Genomic DNA, 19,266 nt, shown 5'->3' with positions numbered 1-19,266 from the left:
CCCTGGCCAGGACGAGCCGGGGTCCCTCCTTCCGGCGCGCTGAAGAATAGTCTCGATCACCTTGCACAATAGTCTTCAGCCGGACGTCGCAGCCTCGTCGAGGGGCGTCGGGGGCGTCGGCGGACCATCCACCACCTCCTTGCGTCGCCAGAGGTAGTAGACCGCCGGGTAGACCAGCAGCTCCATCAGAAACGACGTCACCAGCCCACCGACCATGGGAGCCGCCACGCGCTTCATCAGGTCGGCCCCGGCGCCGGTGGACCACATGATGGGCAGCAGGCCGATGAAGGCCGCGGCGACCGTCATGGCCTTCGGGCGTACGCGCTTGACCGCCCCATGGATGATGGCCTCGACCAGGTCGCCAGTGGTCTTGAGCTGACCCCGGGCCCGTGCCGCGTCGTGCGAGAGGTCCAGAAAGAGCAACATGAACACTCCGGTCTCCGCGTCGAGCCCCATGAGCGCGATCATCCCCACCCAGACCGCGATCGAGACGTTGTAGTCCAGCGCGTAGAGGAGCCAGATCGCACCCACGGCCGAGAAGGGCACGGCCAGCATCACCAGCCCGGCCTTGAAGCTGGACTTGGTGTTCATGTAGAGCAGCGCGAAGATGAGCACCAGCGTCAGCGGAAGGACCAGCTTGAGCCGCTCCTTCACGCGCATCATGTTCTCGTACTGGCCGCTCCAGGAGACCGAGGTGCCGGCGGGCAGCCGTACTGCGGAGGCCACGGCCTGCTTGGCGCGCTCGACGTAGCCGCCGATGTCCACCTTCGAGGTGTCGAAGTCCACGTAGACGTAGCCCGTGAGCAGTCCGTTCTCGTCGCGAATCATCGACGGACCTTCGACCAGCCGTACCTCCGCGATCTCGCTCATCGGTATCTGCCCCCTCCCGCCGGGAAGCGGCAGGAGCACGCGCCTCAGGGCCTCGGCGTCCTCGCGAAAGGCGCGCGCGTAACGAACGCTTACGCCGTAACGCTCGCGTCCCTCGATGGTCGTGGTCTGGTTGTCGCCGCCGACCGCGGTCATCACCATCATGTTCGCGTCGTCCACGGAGAGGCCGTGGCGCGCGAGCCGATCCCGGTCGAGAACGAAGTCGAGGAAGTAGCCACCTGCGACGCGCTCCGCATAGACGCTGCGCGTCTCGGGCACCTTCTGCACCGCGGCCTCGATGCCGAGCGCGACCCGCTGAATCACCGACAGATCGGCGCCGCTGATCTTGATGCCCACGGGAGTCCGGATGCCGGTCGAGAGCATGTCGAGCCGCCCCTTGATCGGCATCGTCCAGGCGTTGCTGATGCCCGGGAGGCGCAGGGCCGCGTCCAGCTCGGCGATCAACTCCTCCTCGCTGATCCGGTCCCGCCAGAAGGCGCGGAGCCCGGTCCTGAGCCACTCGGGCGCCCAGCTCGAGTACCAGCGCGGCTTCGCGCGCCAGTGCGATTCGGGCCTGAGCAAGATCGTGGTCTCCATCATCGAGAACGGCGCCGGGTCGGTCGGGGTGTTCGCGCGCCCGGCCTTGCCGAAGACGCGCTTCACCTCCGGAAAGGCCATGAGCAGCTTGTCCTGGACCTGCAGGGCCTTCTGCGCCTCGGCCACCGACATTCCGGGCTGGACCGCCGACGGCATGTAGAGCAGCGACCCCTCCCGCAGCGGCGGCATGAACTCAGAGCCGAGCTTGAAGTAGACCGGCAGAGTGCCTCCGACCATCGCGAGGCTGACCAGCACCGTGGCCTTAGCGTGTCGGACAACGAAGCGGCACGGGCGCTCGTAGAGGCGGTGGAGCAGCCGGCTGATGGGGTGCTTCTCCTCGGAGAAGTAGGTGCCCACGAAGAGCCGACTGGCGAGCCAGGCGATCGGCCGCGGCTTGAAGCGAAAGGGATCGATGCGCGCAAAGAGCATGCGCATGGCTGGATCGAGCGTGATCGCGAGCAGGGCGGCGATCGCCATGGCCAGGTTCTTCGAGTAAGCCAGCGGCTTGAAGAGCCTGCCTTCCTGATCCACGAGAGTGAACACCGGCATGAAGGCCACGGCGATGACCAGGAGCGAGAAGAAGACCGAGGGACCCACCTCGAGGAGCGCCTCGAGACGTATCCGGTGGAAGTCGCCCTTCCTCCCCGCGGCCTGCCAGAGGTGGATCTTGTTGTAGGCGTTCTCGACCTCGACGATGGCCCCGTCGACGAGCACGCCGATCGAGATCGCGATGCCGGCCAAGGACATCAGGTTAGCGTTGAGCCCCATGAAGTACATGGGGATGAAGGCGAGAGCGACGCTGATGGGGATGGTGAGGATCGGGACCGTGGCCGACGGGATGTGCCACAGAAAGAGCAAGATGATCAGCGAGACGATCAGGATCTCCTCGATGAGCTTGCTCTTGACGGTGTGGATGGCCCGCTCGATGAGGTCGGAGCGGTCGTAGGTCGTGATCACCTCGACGCCCTCGGGCAGCGAGGGCTCGAGCTCCGCGAGCTTGGCCTTGACGCGGTCGATGACCGTGAGCGCGTTCTCGCCCTGCCGCATCACGACGATGCCCCCGACCACGTCGCCCTGCCCGTTGTAATCGGCGAGGCCGCGACGCATCTCGGGGCCCAGCGCCACTGTGGCGACGTCCGTGACGGTGATCGGCGTGCCGTCCTCGGTTCTGAGGACCAGCTTCTCGAGATCCGAGATGGACTTCACGTAGCCGCGACCGCGCACCATGTACTCGCGTCCGCCCAGCTCGACCAGTCGACCGCCCACGTCCTGGTTGCCTCGCCGGACGGCCTCGAGCACCACGTCGAGCGGGAGCTTGTAGGCCGCGAGCCGCGCCGGGTCGACGGTGATCTGGTACTGCCGCACTTGACCGCCGACGGTGGCCACCTCGGCGACCCCGGGCACGCTCTGGACTGCGTAGCGCAGGAACCAGTCCTGATAGCTGCGCAGCTCGTCACTCGAGTGCTTGCCTGAGCGATCGACGAGCGCGTACTGAAAGACCCAGCCCACGCTGGTGGCGTCCGGTCCGAGCTCCGTCTTCACCCCCGCAGGAAGCTGGGGTGTGATCTTGGAGAGGTACTCGAGGACCCGGGTGCGCGCCCAGTAGATGTCCGTGCCGTCCTCGAAGACGACGTAGACGTAGCTGAAGCCGAAGTCCGAGAAGCCTCGGATGGCCTTGACCTTGGGCGCCCCGAGGAGGGAGGTGATGATCGGATAGGTCACCTGATCCTCGAGGAGGTCGGGGCTGCGGTCCCAGCGCGAGTAGACGATCACCTGGGTGTCGGAGAGGTCGGGCAGCGCGTCGAGAGGGATGTTCCTCATCGTCCAGTACGCGATCGTCAGCGTGACCAGAGTGCCGGCTATGACGAGGTATCTGTTCTCGGCTGAGAAGCGAATGATCCGCTTGATCATCGGCGCGTCGCTCCAATCGCCGAGAGGGAGGACCGGAGCTGTGACTCGGAGTCCACGAGGAAGTTGGCGCGACTGACGATCTGCTCACCCTCGGTGAGGCCCTTCAGCACCTCGATCTGGTCGCCGCGCTTCGCCGCGAGCTGGACCACACGCGGCTCGAACTTGCCGTCGCCGAGAGCCATGAACACCACGTCCTGGGTGCCCGAGCGCACCACGGCGTCGGCGGGGATCCGCAGCCCCTCGCGCTTCGTCCCTTCGAGCACCACCTCGCCGAACATCTCCGGCGCGAGGGTGCGCGTCGCGTTGCTGAGGTGAATGTGCACCTTCGCCGTACGCGTCTTGGGGTCCAGAAGGGGATCGATGAACGCGACCTTACCTTTGAAGGTGCGGCCCGGGTACGCCTGCACGGTCAGCGTGGCCGGCATCCCGACGCGCACCCGGGAGAGGTCCGTCTCGTAGGCGTCGGCCATCAGCCACACCACGCCGAGATCGGTGATCTCGAAGGGCGCGTCGCCCGGATTGACGCGCGCGCCCTGGACCACGTTCTTGGCGGTGACCACCCCCGAGATGGGGGACAGGAAGGTGAGCACCCTCAACGGCGTTCGCGTTCGTTCGAGCCGCTCGAGCTCCCCCGGCGGCACGTCCCACAGCTCGAGCTTTCGCCGCGCCGACGCGACCAGCGTGTCGCCGTCGCGGGTCCGTGCGCCGCCCTTGGCGAGAGCCACCTGGGTCTCGAGGGCGAGGAGGTACTCGTTCTCGGCGGCCAGCAGCGAGGGGCTGTAGATCGAGAACAGCGGCTCGCCCCTCCGGACGCGCCGCCCGACGAAATCGACGTACAGGCGTTCGATGTACCCCTCGACCTTGACGTTGGTCTTGCGCACCCGGGTCGGATCGATCTGGACGCGTCCGACGGTGCGCCAGCTCTCCGCGACGGAGCCGCGGGTCACGAGGGCCGTGCGCAGGCCGAGGAGCTGCTGCCGCACCGGGTCGATCGTCACGGGGGCGAGGCCCGGGACGGGTGGGGCTCCCGCCCCTTGGGCCTCGTCGGCGTAAACCGGGAGGTAGTCCATCCCCATCTCGTCCTTGCGCGGGGTGGGCGAGGTCTGTCGGGGGTCCATGGGCGATCGATAGAAGCGGATCGCGCGCCTTGCTGGCGGCGTGGCTCCGTCGTGGGCGGACGGGCCGTGCCTCACCTCGACCAGCTTCATCCCGCAGATCGGGCAGTCGCCCGGGTGGTCGGAGGTGATCGACGGGTGCATGGGGCACTGGTACAGAGGCTTCGCCGCGGGCGCAGCCGTGGGAGCGCGTGGGGCGCCGCCCTCGCGCATCCATAGCCAGACCGCGCTCCCCCCGAGAAGGGTTCCGAGCAGCAGGAGGCCCACCGCGGGCCAGAGGAACCGCCTGGACTCTTGCGGCGAGCTCGCGTGAGTGATGGCGTGCGGGTCCATGTTGGTCCTCCTCCGGCTACATCCGAGGCATGGAGGTGGCGCCTGTCGCGCCTGCCGGCTGCAGCGACGGTGCGCCGGGGCCGGCCGACGCGTTTCCGCCCATGACGCCGGCGCCCGGCACGGAAGACCCGCTCATGCCGCTCGCCACAGGACCGACCGGAGCGTCCAGGCTCACCTCGCGGCGGGCGATCTCGACCCGCTGGATCGCGGCGATCGACTCGTAGAACGCGTTGAGGTCGGTGACGTACCCGACGAGGGCCTCCAGAACCGAGGCGAAGGTGACGCGACCCACGCGATACTGGGCCATCGTGCTCGACACGGTGGCCTCGGACTGCACGAGCAGCCCCGAGCGGTACAGGCGGTTGGTGTCGATCAGGGCCTCGGTCAGCGTCAGGCGCTCCATGACCCGCTGGCGGAGCAACTGGCGGGTGGCCTCGGCGCCATGTGCGGCAGCCGCCTCCCGGAGGCGATTTTCCGCGACGGCGCGCGCCTGTTTGCTGCCGCCCCAGATCGGCAGGGAGAAGGCCAGGCCGGCCTGCCACATCGGTTCGAACTTCCCCCAGCGCGGCATCACGCCCGCGGTCACGGTCAGGTCGGGGAAGTAGTCCTTCTGGGCGAGCTTGACGAGCGTCGCCGACTGCTTCACGGCGAGCCGCGATCTCTTGAGCTCGGGACTCTGCGCCTCCGCTTCCTCGAAGGCAGCCGTCTTGCTGGGGGGCGTGGGATCGGGGAGGTCGACCAGCGACTGGCTGGTAGCTATGGGAGCGCGGAAGGGCTGCCCTCGCATCCGGTTCAGGACCGCCAGGCGTCGTCGATTCTCGGCCTCGAGCGCCCAGCGGCGCTGCCTGAGGCGGCTGCGTTCGAGCTGGGCCCGGAGGATATCCGATTGCGCCCCATCGGCTGACTCGTAGCGGGCTCGCGCCAGCCCTTGGGCTTGCGTCCAGAGCGCGTCGAGCTTGGTGAGCAGCTGGAGCTGTGCTCTTCCCAAGAGGAGGTCGAGGTACGCGCGCTCGACCTCGGCTCGGATCGACAGCCACGCGCGCTGGAGATCTGATTCGGCCTGGTGGACTCCTAGAGTGATCACGTCACCCCGGAGCTCGCGCTTGCCGTACCAAGGGAAGGTCTGGGAGGCCATGACGGTGAGGTAGCTCGTTTCCATCTCGCCGATCTGGAGCCTCCGGAAGCCATCGTTCTGGATGCCCAGCGTCAGGACCGGGTCGGGGAGGGCTCGCACCTGGGGCGCTCGAGCGAGGTCCGCCCGGATCGTGGCTCGCGCCTGGGCCAGCTCCGGACGCTTCTCGAGGGCTTCCTTGACCAGGCCGGCGAGCACGGGATCGTCGAGCGGCGCGGGCCCCACCCCCGCGACGGCCGGTTCTCCCGCGAGCGCGGCGCGCCCGAACAGCAGGAGCAGTGCAGTCCCGAGTGAGAGGGACCGCGCCCCGGCGCGCGTCGTGCTCGTGTGGACCATCATCGCGCTCTCCGTTCCGCTGAACCCCCGCTCGGAGGTCCTACTCCACGACGATCACGCCGGCGATCATGTCCATCGCGCAGGCGTACCGGATCCTCCCGGGCCGGGCCGGCGTGAAGGTGACGCGCACGGCCTGATTCAGCGGCAAGGGCTTGTGGATGCCGAAGTCCTTGATGACGATGTGGGTCGCGCAGGTGCGCGTCGCTTCGCGGGTGACGACCAGCGTGACAGGCTTGCCCGCCGTGACGGTCACCTTCGCCGGGACGAAGCCTGCGGAGGTGACGGAGAGCTTGATCTCCTGGGCTCGCTGGGGCCGAGCGGCCGCGCGCTTCGAACGCGTCGCCTCCGCGTGGCTGTCGCCGGCACACCCTTCGACGGCGATCCACGCCCCCACCACGAACACGGCCACGAGCTTGCTCGAGGTACCCATGACGGACTCCTCCGGTGCGCCGGTCAGCCCGGCAGTGCGAAGCGAACGACGAGGAAAGCTCACTGCGGCAGGGCATTGCAGGAGTTCGGCCAAGAGCGGATTCCGCTCGATGGGAGCGGCTTGCCGAGTAACTTCAAGCTTCCGTGGTCACCCCTGGATGCCCGAGAAGCCGGAGTGACGAATAGTCTTCGACACAGTGGCGAAGGTCGCCCCGGGGGGCCCGAGACGACGTGCGGCGTCGGAGGTGGAGGACGGGGTTCTAGACTCTTGGCTGCGGGGTCGTGGGGCCGGCCGAGGTCCCCTCCGGCAGCAGCACGGAGAAGCGGACCCCGCGTCCAGCCGGGAGGTTCTCGACCTCGAGCAGGCCGCCGTGCTGCTCGACGATGCGGGCGGCGATGGAAAGGCCGAGCCCGGAGCCGCTCTCCTTGGTGGTGAAGAACGGATCGAAGATGCGCTCCAGTTTCGCCTCGGGGATCGTCGGTCCGGTGTTCTCGATGCGGATCACGGCGAAGGCCTGCCGATGTCGTTGCTCCCGAGCCAGCTGGAAGCTCAGGCTTCCTGCAGCGGCCTCCATCGCCTGAAGGCCGTTCAACGAGATATTGAGCAGCACCTGAACCAGTTGCTGTTCGTCGGCCGCGACGGTTTGCGCGGGGTCGGCCGTGCGCTCCGGCACCTCGATGGTCACGTGGTCCCGCTGCGCCTGTGGGGCGATGAGGGTCCGCACGCGTTCGACCACCTGCGCGAGATCGACCGACCGACGCTCGGGGGGCGAGGGGCGCGCGAAGGAGAGGAAGCGCACGGCCACGCTCTCCAGACGATCGATCTCCTGCCGGTGGAGCTCCCAGAGGCGGTGCTGGGGCGCGTCCTTGGGAACCACGGCGTCCACCACCTCCGCGGTGCCGCGGAGGGCGTGAAGGGGGTTCTTGATCTCGTGCGCCATGGCCGACACCATCTCCCCGAGCGCTGCGAGTCGTCCCGCGCGGATGAGCTCTGCGGCGGTCCGCTGCTGCTCCTTCAGCGCCTCACCGAGCTCGTGCTGCCGCGCGCGCTCCCGGTCGACGAGGCGGCCGGTGACCCCCCCCACCACCAGATAGAGCAGAAGCTCGAGGCTCTTCTCCAGGGGCGCCGCCGGGTCCATGTGACCGAGGTGGGTGAAGGCGTGCGGGCTGTAGGCCGCGGTGACCAACGTAGCCACGAGCAGCCCGCCCCGCAGACCACAGGAGAACGAGGCCAGGATGATGGGCAGGTAGTAGAGCCGGCGAAGAATGTCGTGGAACCCATGATGCTCTGCGCCGGTAAGGTAATGCAGGACCGTGATCACGACCGCCGGCACCCAGGCGGCGAGCAGCATAGCGGGAGAGAAGAGTCCCCGGCGGGGAGGGCGGGTCCCCGTCGGCACGTTACGGGCGCTCGGGTTTTCCACGGCGAAGTCCGAATTTCTCGAGCCGGTAGACGAGGATGTGACGGGGGATGTGCAGGAACTGGGCGGCCTGCGAGATGTTGCCGCCCTTCAGGTCCAGCGCACGTTCGATCACGCGTCGTTCGAGGTCGACGAGCGAAATTCCCTCCGGAGGAAAGGGCGGCCACGCTTCGAGCGAGGGCGAGGTGTGTGCCGAGGCGGCAGCGCTGCTGGCGAACGCGGGCGGCAGGTCCATGGTGCGCAGCTCGTCCTCGCTGAGAATCACCAGGCGCTCGCAGACGTTCTCGAGCTCACGGACGTTGCCCGGCCAGGGGTAGCGGCGAAGCGCGCGGAGCAGCTCATCGGAGAGCTGGAGCTCGCGGTCGGGAGCGATGCGTTGCAGGAAGTGGCGGGCGAGAGGCTCGACGTCCTCCGGGCGACTGCGGAGCGGCGGGACGTTCAGCTCCACCACGTTGAGTCGGTAATAGAGGTCCTCTCGGAACGCCCCCGTCTCGATGAGCCGGGGCAGCTCCTGGTGGGTCGCGGCCACCACGCGCACGTTGATGGGCACCGGATGGTCTGAACCGAGCACGTCGATCACCCGTTCCTGCAGGGCGCGCAGTAGCTTGCTCTGCAGGGCGGGGGACATCTCGCCGATCTCGTCGAGGAGCAAGGTGCCGCCCTCGGCCTTGCGGAAGCGGCCCGCCCGGGCTCGCACGGCTCCCGTGTAGGCGCCCTTCTCGTGCCCGAAGAGCTCCGATTCGAGGAGCTCGGCCGGCATGGAGGCGCAGTTTACGGCCACGAAAGGCTTCTCGGCGCGCGGACTTCGGCTGTGGATGCGCCGGGCGACGAGCTCTTTTCCCGTTCCGCTCTCCCCGGTGATGAGCACCGAGGCCTCGCTTCGCGCCACCCGGTCCACCGTGCGCAGCAGCCCTTGCATGGGCTCGGAGACGGCAACGATCTCGCGCTCGATGCCGGCTGCCCGGAGGCGCAGCGCCCGGACCTCGATGCCCAGGCGCCGCCGCTCGAGCGCTCGGCTGGCCGCGAGCAAGAGCTCGTCCCGGCCGAAGGGTTTTTGTAGGAAGTCGTACGCGCCGGCCTGCATGGCCTCGACGGCGGCTTCGACGCTGCCGTGGGCGGTGATGACGATGATCGGTACCTCCGGGGCCTGGCGCCTCACCTCGGCGACGAGCTCCATCCCCGAGAGCTTCGGCATGCGGAGGTCGGTGATGACGAGGTGGTGCCGTTCGGGCGAAAAGAGCGAGAGGGCTTGCTTGCCGTCCGGCGCCGCGTCCACCGCGTAGCCCGCCTCGGTCAGGTTGAAGATGCTGAGCTCTCGCCCGGTCAGATCGTCGTCGGCGAAGAGAATCCGCTCGCTCATGCGCGCACGCTAGCAGGAGCGAGGTGGCGCGGCAATCGACGCACGACCCGTGTTACCGTCACCGCGCGGCCAAACGTTTTTTGGCATTCCGGCGCGACCCTACCTACACTTGACGGGCCAAAGGCCGGTTCGTCCCTGGGGGGCACCGGCCGGGCGCCGATCGTAAGGAGACGCGAGATGCGGAGCACTGGAGCACGGGGCGCGGTTTCTGTTGTCGCCGGTAGGACGCTGAGGACGCTGGCGGTCGTGGCCGTCGCCCTGGCGGCGGGCTGTAGCGATCCGGAGCCGGTCGTCTATCCCGATCCCACGATCAGCGGTTTCTCGCCGACCGAGGGCCCCACGGGCACCGAGGTCACGATCACCGGGACGAACTTCAGCACGGCCGGCTTCAACCTGGTGAAGTTCAACGGCGCCACCGCCACCGTGAGCGCGGCGACGGCCACCGAGCTCAAGGTGACCGTCCCCGACGACGCGACCACGGGGAAGGTCACGGTTCACAACGGCAGCGCGCTCGCCACCTCGAGCGGGGTCTTCACCGTCACGGGCTCGACGGTGAAGCCGCCGGACAGTCCGCCGATCATCACGAACTTCTCGCCGATGAACGGGCCGGTGGGGACGGTCGTGACCATCACGGGGAGCGGTTTCGTCGCGACTCCCACGAGCAACACGGTCACGATCGGCGGCGCGCTCGCCACGGTTACCGCTGCCTCGCCCACCTCGCTCTCGGCGACGGTGCCTGCGGGAGCCGTGACCGGCCCCATCTCCGTCTCCACCCTGCGGGGAACCTTCACCACCAAGGCCAACTTCACCGTCGCGCAGGCCCCGGAGGCCCCCGAGACGCCGATCGCCATCGCCGTGAACGCCACGCAGGTCAACCTGAGCTGGGGTCCGGTGAAGGAGGCCACGGGCTACAACCTCTACCGCAGCGAGACCCCCGGGGTCGCGCTGACGCAGGCCAACCGGATCACCGCCGCGCCGGTGCCGAGCTCGCCCTACGCCGACAAGGGGCTCACCACCGGGACCGCCTACTACTACGTCATCACCGCGGTGAACGCGCACGGCGAGAGCCGTGCCTCCAAAGAGGTGAGCGCGGTGCCGACGCTGCCTCCCCCCGCGCCGCCCGCCATCGCGTCCTTCTCGCCCACCAACGGCACCGTCGGAACCGCGGTCACGATCACGGGCAGCTACTTCAGCCCCATCGCCACCAACAACACGGTGCTCTTCGGCGGCGGCGTGCCGGCGGTGGTCAGCACGGCGACGGCGACCTCCCTCTCCGTGACCGTGCCGGCGGGAGCCACGACGGGCGAGCTCACGGTCACGACGGCTTCCGGCACGGCGAAGTCGGCGAGCCCCTTCGTGGTGCTCCTGCCGCCCGATCCGCCCACCAACGTCACGTCCATCGCCGCGAGCGCGACGCTCGTGAACATCAACTGGACCCCGGTGAAGGGCGCGACCGGCTATCACGTCTACCGCACGACCACCCCCGGCGTGGCGACCACCACGGGCAACCGCATCACGAGCGCGCCCGTGACGGTGTATCCGTACGCCGACAGCGGCCTGACGACGGGGACGGCCTACTATTACGTGGTCACGGCGCTCAACGCGTACGGCGAGAGCCAGCCCTCCAAGGAGGTGAGCGCGGTACCGAGCACGCCGCCGCCGTCGCCGCCGGTGATCGCGTCCTTCGCGCCGACGAACGGGACCGTGGGAACGGCCGTCACGATCACGGGGAGCTACTTCAGCGCGATCGCCACCAACAACACGGTGCTCTTCGGCGGTGGGATCCCCGCGGTGGTCAACTCCGCCGCGCCGACCACGCTCACGGTGACGGTCCCTGCCGGCGCGACGACGGGGGCGATCACCGTCACGACCGCGTCGGGCACCGCCACCTCGGCGAGCCCCTTCGTGGTGCTCTTGCCGCCGGACCCGCCGGGTGGCGTGACCGCCATCGCGGTGAACGCGACCCAGGTGAACGTGAGCTGGAGCCTGGTGAAGGACGCGACAGGGTACAACATCTATCGGACCACCACGCCCGGCGTGGCGCTCACGGCGGGCAACCGCATCACGGCCACGCCGCTGGCGGGGCCGCCGCACGCCGATACGGGCCTGACGACCGGGACGGCCTACTACTACGTCGTCACGGCCGTCAGCGCGAACGGCGAGAGCCGCGCCTCGACCGAGGTGAGCGCGGTGCCGACCACCCCGCCGCCTTCGCCCCCCTCGATCGCCTCCTTCTCGCCGACCAACGGCACCGTGGGCACGGTGGTCACGATCACGGGCAGCTATTTCAGCTCGATCGCCACGAACAACACCGTCTTCTTCGGCGGGAACGCGCCGGCGGTGGTCAGCGCGGCCACGACCAGCTCGCTCACCGTCTCCGTGCCCGTCGGGGCGACGACCGGACCGATCACCGTGACCACCGCGTCGGGAACCGCCACCTCGGCCGCGTCCTTCGTAGTCCTCACGGCCCCCGCTGCGCCGACGGGGGTCACGGCGGTGCCGGCGAGCTCGACGCAGGTGAACCTGAGCTGGACGCCGGTGACCGGGGCGACCGGCTACCACGTCTACCGGAGCACCACCGCGGGGGTCACCGTCTCGGTCGGGAACCGCATCACCGGCACGCCGGTCGCGACGCCGCCCTACGCGGACGCGGGGCTCACCGCGGGCACGACCTACTACTACGTGGTCACGGCGCTGAACGCGAACGGCGAGAGCACGGGCTCTACGGAGGTGAGCGCGACGCCGCCGGTAGCGCTGCCGGCGCCCGGTGGAGTCACCGCGGCCGCGGGGGTCGGGCAGAACACCGTGAGCTGGAATCCGGTGGCCGGCGCGGCCTCGTACAACATCTACTACGCGACGGGGGCCACGATCCCGACCACGGCGAGCACGAAGATCGCCAACGCCAAGAGCCCCTACGTGCATAGCAACCTGACCATCGGCCTGCGGTACACCTACGTGGTCACGGCCGTGAACGCGCAGGGCGAGAGCGTGGCTTCGATGTGGGTCGAGGCCACGCCGGTGGTGCCCGTGGTGGTGGCCCGCGTGGTGAGCGGCATCCCGCAGACCATCCTGCAGAGCAACGCCGAGGTGAGCGTGAAGGACAGCGCGGGGGTCGCGGTGCCGATCGCCACGGTGACCTTGAACGGCACGCCGCTCGGCTACGACTCGGCGAGGGCGATCTACAAGGGCTACGTGGCCGTGGCGGCGGGCGGCGCGGTGGAGCTCTCCGTCAGCGTGAACGGCGCGGTCTTCTCGCTGCCGACGGGGATCACGCAGTTCACGACGTATCCGACGATCACCTCCCCGACCAACGGAACGATCTGGTTCTCGAACGACATGACGCTCCTCACCAAGTGGAACGCGGGAGCCCCCGTCACCGGAACCTACAACTACGGCAGCATCATCTTCGACACGGTGTCGGTGAACCCGTACTGGGCGAACAGCCTCTACTGGAACAACTTCATCTCGCCCTCGCTGGCCAACCCGGGGGTCGGGTCGCTGGTGCCGAAGGGTGTGGTGGCGGTGAACAAGAGCGTGGCCCTGTTCGTCTACATCAGCAAGACGGAGACCGTGACGCTCGGGGGGGCAGCCGGCGGGACCTCGGTGGGGAGCGTGGACATCATCGGCGCGAGCATCCCGGTAACACTCACGACCAGCACGCCCTAGTCATCGTCGCGTAGCGACCTCCTCGCGAGGTCAGCTCGCCCGAGCGCTCGCCCTTCCCGTCCCCCTTCTCGCTCCCCTCTACCTCGCCATCCTCCCCAGCTGCTCTTTCAGCTCGTGTCGCACGAGCGCCGACGGCTCGCGTCGAAGGCGCCGCTCGAGGAGCGCGCGGGCTTTGGGGCTCCGGCAGAGGCGCAGGCTCTCGGCGGCGGCGCGGCGCACGTCGAGCTGTGCGTGATCGAGGAGCGGCGCGAGCACGGGGAGCGCCTCGGGGCCGGCCACCACGGCGAACGAGCTCGTGGCCTGCTGCAGATCGAGGAGCTCCATCCCCGGCCGGTCGACGCGGGTCCCGACCACCACCGCCTGCAGCACCCGGCGCGTGGTCGCGCTCGGAAAGAGGCGGAGCACGGTCAGGGCCCGGTTGCGCGCGAGGCGCCGCGTGGGCGACGGACGCGCCACGATCTCGTGCAGGAGGAGCTCCACGTTCGGGTGGAGCCGCTCGAGCGCGGCCCGGCTCGGGACCTCCTCGATGGCGGAGAGCGCCAGCTCCACCTTGCCGCGCGGAGAGAGGCTCTTCCGGTCGTCGGCCCTGGCCGCTCCGGCGAGACAGAGGGTCGCGGTGAGGATCGTGATGCGTCGGAGCATGGCTCTGCTACCTCTGGCCTAGAAGCCCGCGAGCGGGCTGTTGAGGATCACGCGGATCTGCTGCGGGCTGAGCTGGTTCCCCTGGAACATCTCGGTGCTCTCCGCGGCGAAGAACATCAGGTTCTTGTCGCTCGTGTCCGTGTCGGGCAGCGGGTCGAGCCCCCGACACCAGGAGGCCCCGATGTCGTACTGGCAGCTCAGGTTCGGGCCGCACGGGCAGGGGCAGACCACCTTCTTCGCGTCCTTGTCGTAGCCCGGGTTCACGATGTTCTCCTGGTTGTGGAAGAGCCCCAGGTAGTGGCCGATCTCGTGGGCCAGCGTGTGCGCCGGGTTGTAGGACGAGTTCTTCTCGAGGCACGCGGTCTGCATCGACATCGCGATCCCCGATGACGCGGTGCCGTGGATCCCGGGCGGCCCCGGGATGCCGCCCGAGATGCCGAGCACCATCCCGCCGAGGGTCGTGCTCTTGATCTCCCGCACGAAGAAGATGTTCAGGGACGGGAGCGCGAGCGCGCGCGACGAGGCGAAGAGGGACTGCAGCTCGCGGGGCTGCCCCTGCTCGGGGACCTCGATCACGTCGAGGGCGGGGCTGTTCAGGTCGTGGAAGGTCTCGTACCCGATGGTCAGCCCGGCGTTCTTCAGGATCGAGCGCATGTTCGTCCCGACGGTGCGGAACCAGGCGTGCGTCGCCGCGGTGGCCGCGTTCAGCGTCGGCCCCGGGATGCAGGTCCCCTGCAGGTTGAGGAAGAACCAGTTGATGTTCAGCGTCCCCTTCTGCGCCGTGCCGAGCTTGGTCGTGAGCTTCACCGTGACCGGCAGGTCCATCTTCGTGGCCACGACCTGATAGGTGTGAATCCCGGGGGTGATCTTGAGCGTCGGCACGTTCGGGTAATAGAGGTTCGCCACCTGCTCCGCGGGGTAGTAGCGCGTGGCCGAGCTGTAGAACTTGCACGAATCGCCCGTGGGCTCGACGAGCACGTTGCCCGTGGGGTCCGCGAGCCGCGCCACGAGTCCCGCCTCGCTCGCCGAGCCGACCTCGGTGGTCAAGACGAAGCTCGTGGCGTGCGGCGGCAGGTCGAAGCCCTTGACCTCGCCGGCCTTGAAGGCGCCGAGGGTGTAGGTGCCGACGGCGGCGTGCGGCAGACAGCCTCGGTACGGCGGGGTCGCGCCGTCCAGGATCAGGTTGACGGGCATGCAGGCCAGCCCCTGGCAGTTCTTCGCCTCGGCGCAGCCCTCCATGCAGAAACCGTAGTAGCAGTGGCTCGAGGCGCAGTCGCCGTCTTTCGCGCACGCTCCGCCGGCGACGCCCTTGCCGGCCACCGGGATGCAGTCGGCCTCGGCGCCGTCGAAGGCGTTGTTCCGGTCCGCGTCGAGCTTCTCGAGGCCGCAGACGTACCCGCCGGGGCAGACCTCCGACCCGGCGCACTTGACCGAGCAGATGCGTCGCGTGGGGAGGCAGTAGCCGGTGGCGCACTCGCCGTCCCCGCGGCAGGCCTGGCCGAGCGGCTTGCCGGGCTTGGCCACGCACTTGCCCGTCTCGGGCTTGCAGGTGAAGCCGGGGAGGCACTGGTCCTCGGTTTTGCACGGCGGCAGGCACTTGCCATCCTGGCAGCGCTGGTCGCCGCCGCAATCCGGGTCGCTCTTGCACGGCGGCTTGCAGCGACCGTCGCGGCAGACGTCGCCGCTCTTGCAGAACTGGCCGCGCGTGCACTTGGGGCGGCAGACGCCGTAGTCGCAGACGTAGCCGTCCCGGCAGGCCGAATCGGCCTCGCAGGCGTCGAAGCACCACTTGTAGTTCAGGTAATCATGGCAGGTCGCGCCGTCGGGGCAGGCGCCGTCGGTCTTGCAGTCCTTGTAGCAGTAACCTTCCTTGAAGCTCACGTCGGTCAGGCAGCCGCCCGCCTTGCAGTGGCCGCTGTCGGTGCAGGCGGCGCCGACCTCGCCTTCGGCCGGCGGCTGACTGGGGGTGGGAGCTTCTTCCTGCTCACAACCGGAGATCGTGCGGAGAAACAGGAGCGCGAGGGCGAGGGGAACAACACGACGCAAATGCACGAACGAACCTCCTTCGTGACGACGGGTCAGCGCGATGCCATCTCCACCCTCCACTGGCGCTCCGGCCGGCTTTCGATGGGCCGTGCGCTCCTCGGACGCGAGCGGCGACTGACCGACCGCCCCGTCCCCGATCATCGACGGCGCAGCATAGCTCAACAGGTGCGCCTCGGGGCAAGTGCGGCGCGCTATGACAGAGAAGTCCGGATTCCCGACCCAGAGTCGGAGCCCGCGAGCGCGCGTCGCAGCGCGGGGTCGGGAGCTTTCGGCTGTGATCTCCACCCGCTGACGCGGCGCCCACGGGTGGCACGTTCGGTGCTGTAGAAGGCCTCGACCGCGGCCGCGGCGAGCTGGGTTCGGGGACGCTGTGAAGGATGTGGGCAACCCCGGCGTGAACGTTCGTTACCAAGATCGGGACTCGGGAGCAGGCGAGGCCAAGGAATCCAGGGACCTTGCCATCTGGCACCGGTTCTGCAAACGCTGGCGGCACACGATGGGCCGACGCGAGGGAGGACGCACCATGAGACGAGAGAGACGACTGGCTGTGCTGTCGCTGTGCGCGGTGGGAACCAGCGGTTGGGTGATGGGCTGCGGCGGCGGGCCGTCGCCCGAACAGGTGCGCGAGCGCACCTCGATGGTCGTCGGGCGTCTGCTCGGGTCCGCCGGGGATGCGCTCGAGAACGCCCGGGGGATGGACGCGCTGAAGCAGCTCTTTCAGGGCACCGCCGTGGTGGAATCGCACTGGAGCGGCGGCGCGCCCGTCACGACCCCGCCCGGGATGCCGCCGTCGGACCCGATGCCCGTGCCCGTCGACACCATGGGACGCTCGAAAGACCTGCGAAAGGGCTCGCTCGAGCTCGCGGCGCAGATCGACCAGACCCTGAGCCAGACCATCTTTCACCCGGGAAACGTGGAATCCTCGGGCGGAGGGAGCACGACCTTTCTGCTGCGGGGAAGCGTGGTCTGCGTCAACGGCGGTGGCTTCGGCTCGGGCTCGGTGGGCCGCGCGCCGACGCCGGTCCCCTTGCCTCCCATGCCGAATGGGGATTCCTCCTCGGGTTCGGGGGGTAACGGTGGTGGCGACGACATGCCGGCCGACTCCTTCGGTGGTTCGGACGACGTGCCGATGGGTAACGGCAGCGGCAGCGGCAGCAGCAAGCAGTCGAGCTGCGTGCAGTCCGTGGACCAGCTCCAGCTCCGCATCGTGGCCACGCTCGTCGAGCCCGACGGCGTGGACCTCGCACTGCGCGTGGGCGCGGGGAGCGACCCGATCGTGGTGCTGGAGCTGCGGCCGGGGAGCGTCACCGTGCGCGGGGACCTCGCCGCGGCCAAGGCGGCGGTGCAGCAGATCCTGGCCATTACGGGAGCCAAGGCACCGCAGCTTCCAACAGTGATGGAGGGAGTGATCGAGGCGAGCCTGACCTTCGCGACGGGCAGTCTCTCGGCGAAGGTCTCGGTGCTCGAGGAGGTCCGCATCGAGGGGACGACCCCCGACGGCGCGTACCGCTTCAAGGTGGCGCAAGGGACGCCGGTGGCCTCGGCCTCGCTCGAGGCGGGGAAGGTGACCGCGGCGAGCACGTTCGGCCGCCTCGAGGGGAGCTGGCCCGCGCGCTGGTTCTGGAGCCGGGCGCGCGGACAGGTGGCGCTGGTCGTACCCGCGGCGCGCGCTACCGCCACCGCCACGGCGCAGAAGCTCGCCATCACCGGCGTGAGCCTCGGGGAGGCCACCTCGACCTTCACGCTGGACGGCAAGCCGCTCGTGAAGGTGGACGTGAACCCGCAGGCTGGGCGCAAGCTGGACGTGACCGTCACGCCCTGGCAGAAGGCGCCGCGCTGCGAGGCCAGCCCCGAGCTGGACCTGCAGGTGCGGTTGAACTGGGCGCTGCTCAACCCGTACCTGGTCTCGCCGGTCAAGGTGTGGGCTGCCGACGAGCAGTATCGGTTGCGGCTGCAGGACCCGGGGAAGCACCCGGCGGTGGTGCCGGTGATGGGGAGCACGAGCTCCGACGGCGGCCTTCGGGTGGCCAAGGGGACGCTCAGCCTCGAGACCTTCGTTCAGCCCGGCAAGGTGACCGTCCCCGAGGGGAGCTGCGTCACCTTCTCCCGCACCACGGCCCCCGAGGCGCACGCGATTCTCGGGCCGCTTACCGTCGGCGCCTGCCCGAACTGAAAGCGGCTGACGCTTGCGTCGATCCATCCCGCCATGCGGCGTCGCTCGCTGCGGTGCGTGCTCACAGCGCAAAAAAGGCTGCTGCGCGCGCTCCTCGCTCGCTCCTTGCCTGGCGGGCGCCTCAACGCAAGCGTTCGCCGCTGTGAGCTCGCCCCGATCCTCGGCGGGCGCCACAATGCCCGTCGAGGGACCCGCGCGGGGTGATAGACTTCCTCTATGGAGAAAGATCAGCGCCGGGTCGCGTTTCTGAAGACGCTGCTCGCCGCGGCCTGGGCCGACGGCGAGCTGAGCGCGCGAGAGATCAAGACGCTCGCGGAGTACATGCGGCGGCTGCAGATCACGAGCGACGAGTACGAAGAGCTGCGCCCCTTCATGGAGCAGCGGGTCTCGCTCGGGGACGCGCGCACGATCCTCGAGGCGCAGCTTCAGGCCTTCGCCACCCCCGAGGAGCGCGGGACCTTGCTCGCGGCGGTCGAGGACCTGCTCGTGGTGGACGATCATCTCAATCCGGCGGCGGGGAAGTTCCTCAAGGAGCTGCGCGAGCTCTTCTCGCACGTTCCCACCGCGCCGCTCTTCGTGTCGCGGCTCCGCGCGCTCTGGTCCGTGCCGCCCGAGAAGCGGGGTCAGGCGCGGGCGCACGCGCACCACGGGCCGCGGCACCACTCGCACGCGCTCGTGGATCAGTTCTTTCGCCAGCGGCTCCTCGAGTACCTGCGCAACCAGATGGCGCTCGCGCGGGCCCGTGCGGGGCAGACGCCGGATCAGCCGATCACCGATCACGACCTCTACCGCGTGGCGATCTGGGCCGGGCTCCTGGCGAAGGTGGCGCAGGCCGACAAGAATCTCGCCGACACCGAGGAGGACCAGCTCCTCGAGCTACTGCGTCAGGGTGGCGGCAAGGACCTCCCCGAGCCCGACCTGCGCGTGATCGTCAAGGCCTACGTGGACGACGGTCTCTCGCAGATCGATCTGCCGATCCTGGTGCGCGAGTTCACGCAGATCGCCTCTCCGGACGAGGGGCTCCGGCTCCTCGAGAGCCTCTTCCTCGTGGCGGCGGCGGACGGCCAGCTCCGCCAGTCGGAGCTCACGGTGATCCAGGAGATCGCCTCGGCCGCCGGCTTTCCCGAGGCGCTCGTGCAGCAGGCCTTCGAGCGCTGTAGGGGGCGGATGAAGTCCGGCTGGAACTAAACATAGCCGACTTGGCCGCGATCCATCCCGGCGTGCTGTGTCGCGCCTGC

11 protein-coding genes are annotated in these 19,266 nt (G+C 69.1%); 3 read left to right on the top strand and 8 right to left on the bottom strand.

Annotated features, from left to right (window positions below; translation table 11 throughout):
* Positions 1-75: 75 nt before the first annotated feature.
* The 6 genes from IT371_11010 to IT371_10985 form a co-directional block, all read right to left on the bottom strand.
* On the bottom strand, positions 76-3,375 hold the full coding sequence (locus IT371_11010) for an efflux RND transporter permease subunit (protein ID MCC6748181.1): 3,300 nt from the start codon (positions 3,373-3,375) through the stop codon (positions 76-78).
* Positions 3,372-4,823: an efflux RND transporter periplasmic adaptor subunit gene (locus IT371_11005; GenBank protein ID MCC6748180.1), complete on the bottom strand. Its 1,452-nt coding sequence runs from the start codon at positions 4,821-4,823 to the stop codon at positions 3,372-3,374. Before IT371_11005 ends, IT371_11010 begins: the two co-directional genes overlap by 4 nt.
* 16 nt (positions 4,824-4,839) lie before the next feature.
* Positions 4,840-6,291, bottom strand: coding sequence for a TolC family protein (locus IT371_11000; GenBank protein MCC6748179.1), 1,452 nt, complete (start codon positions 6,289-6,291; stop codon positions 4,840-4,842).
* A gap of 40 nt (positions 6,292-6,331) precedes the next feature.
* Positions 6,332-6,721 (bottom strand): cupredoxin domain-containing protein, encoded by a 390-nt coding sequence (locus IT371_10995; protein ID MCC6748178.1) that lies wholly within the window; start codon positions 6,719-6,721, stop codon positions 6,332-6,334.
* Positions 6,722-6,980: 259 nt separating this feature from the next.
* Positions 6,981-8,144 carry a sensor histidine kinase gene (locus IT371_10990; GenBank protein ID MCC6748177.1) on the bottom strand — a complete coding sequence of 388 codons (1,164 nt, stop codon included), beginning with the start codon at positions 8,142-8,144 and terminating at the stop codon, positions 6,981-6,983.
* The gene (locus tag IT371_10985; protein ID MCC6748176.1) at positions 8,122-9,501 is read right to left on the bottom strand and encodes a sigma-54-dependent Fis family transcriptional regulator; all 1,380 of its coding nucleotides are present in this window, start codon (positions 9,499-9,501) and stop codon (positions 8,122-8,124) included. The genes IT371_10990 and IT371_10985 overlap by 23 nt, the downstream gene beginning before the upstream one ends.
* Positions 9,502-9,678: 177 nt before the next feature.
* On the opposite strand from IT371_10985, the gene IT371_10980 reads away from it, so the two are divergent.
* A complete protein-coding gene (locus IT371_10980) occupies positions 9,679-13,167 on the top strand; it encodes an IPT/TIG domain-containing protein (protein MCC6748175.1) in 3,489 nt (1,162 codons plus the stop codon).
* A 78-nt stretch (positions 13,168-13,245) separates the two neighbouring features.
* Here the strand turns inward: IT371_10980 and IT371_10975 are convergent, their stop codons facing one another.
* Positions 13,246-13,809 (bottom strand): HEAT repeat domain-containing protein, encoded by a 564-nt coding sequence (locus IT371_10975; protein MCC6748174.1) that lies wholly within the window; start codon positions 13,807-13,809, stop codon positions 13,246-13,248.
* An 18-nt stretch (positions 13,810-13,827) separates the two neighbouring features.
* Positions 13,828-15,861 (bottom strand): hypothetical protein, encoded by a 2,034-nt coding sequence (locus IT371_10970; GenBank protein ID MCC6748173.1) that lies wholly within the window; start codon positions 15,859-15,861, stop codon positions 13,828-13,830.
* Positions 15,862-16,378: 517 nt separating this feature from the next.
* Between IT371_10970 and IT371_10965 the strand changes: the two genes are divergently transcribed.
* Together IT371_10965 and IT371_10960 are read left to right on the top strand one after the other, a co-directional pair.
* Positions 16,379-18,028: a hypothetical protein gene (locus IT371_10965; GenBank protein ID MCC6748172.1), complete on the top strand. Its 1,650-nt coding sequence runs from the start codon at positions 16,379-16,381 to the stop codon at positions 18,026-18,028.
* Positions 18,029-18,244: 216 nt separating this feature from the next.
* On the top strand, positions 18,245-19,216 hold the full coding sequence (locus IT371_10960; protein ID MCC6748171.1) for a TerB family tellurite resistance protein: 972 nt from the start codon (positions 18,245-18,247) through the stop codon (positions 19,214-19,216).
* The last annotated feature ends 50 nt before the right edge of the window (positions 19,217-19,266 follow it).

The sequence above is a fragment of the Deltaproteobacteria bacterium genome (assembly GCA_020848905.1).
Taxonomy (GTDB): domain Bacteria; phylum Myxococcota_A; class Polyangia.
Note: the sequence above shows the minus strand (reverse complement) of the source record. Positions and strands in the feature narration are given on the sequence as shown.

Bases quoted from the DNA above. Each gene is read 5' to 3' on its own strand.
- IT371_11010 (MCC6748181.1), bottom strand. From the start codon at position 3,375: ATGATCAAGCGGATCATTCGCTTCTCAGCCGAGAACAGATACCTCGTC.
- IT371_11005 (MCC6748180.1), bottom strand. From the start codon at position 4,823: ATGGACCCGCACGCCATCACTCACGCGAGCTCGCCGCAAGAGTCCAGG.
- IT371_11000 (MCC6748179.1), bottom strand. From the start codon at position 6,291: ATGGTCCACACGAGCACGACGCGCGCCGGGGCGCGGTCCCTCTCACTC.
- IT371_10995 (MCC6748178.1), bottom strand. From the start codon at position 6,721: ATGGGTACCTCGAGCAAGCTCGTGGCCGTGTTCGTGGTGGGGGCGTGG.
- IT371_10985 (MCC6748176.1), bottom strand. From the start codon at position 9,501: ATGAGCGAGCGGATTCTCTTCGCCGACGACGATCTGACCGGGCGAGAG.
- IT371_10980 (MCC6748175.1), top strand. From the start codon at position 9,679: ATGCGGAGCACTGGAGCACGGGGCGCGGTTTCTGTTGTCGCCGGTAGG.
- IT371_10975 (MCC6748174.1), bottom strand. From the start codon at position 13,809: ATGCTCCGACGCATCACGATCCTCACCGCGACCCTCTGTCTCGCCGGA.
- IT371_10965 (MCC6748172.1), top strand. From the start codon at position 16,379: ATGAGACGAGAGAGACGACTGGCTGTGCTGTCGCTGTGCGCGGTGGGA.
- IT371_10960 (MCC6748171.1), top strand. From the start codon at position 18,245: ATGGAGAAAGATCAGCGCCGGGTCGCGTTTCTGAAGACGCTGCTCGCC.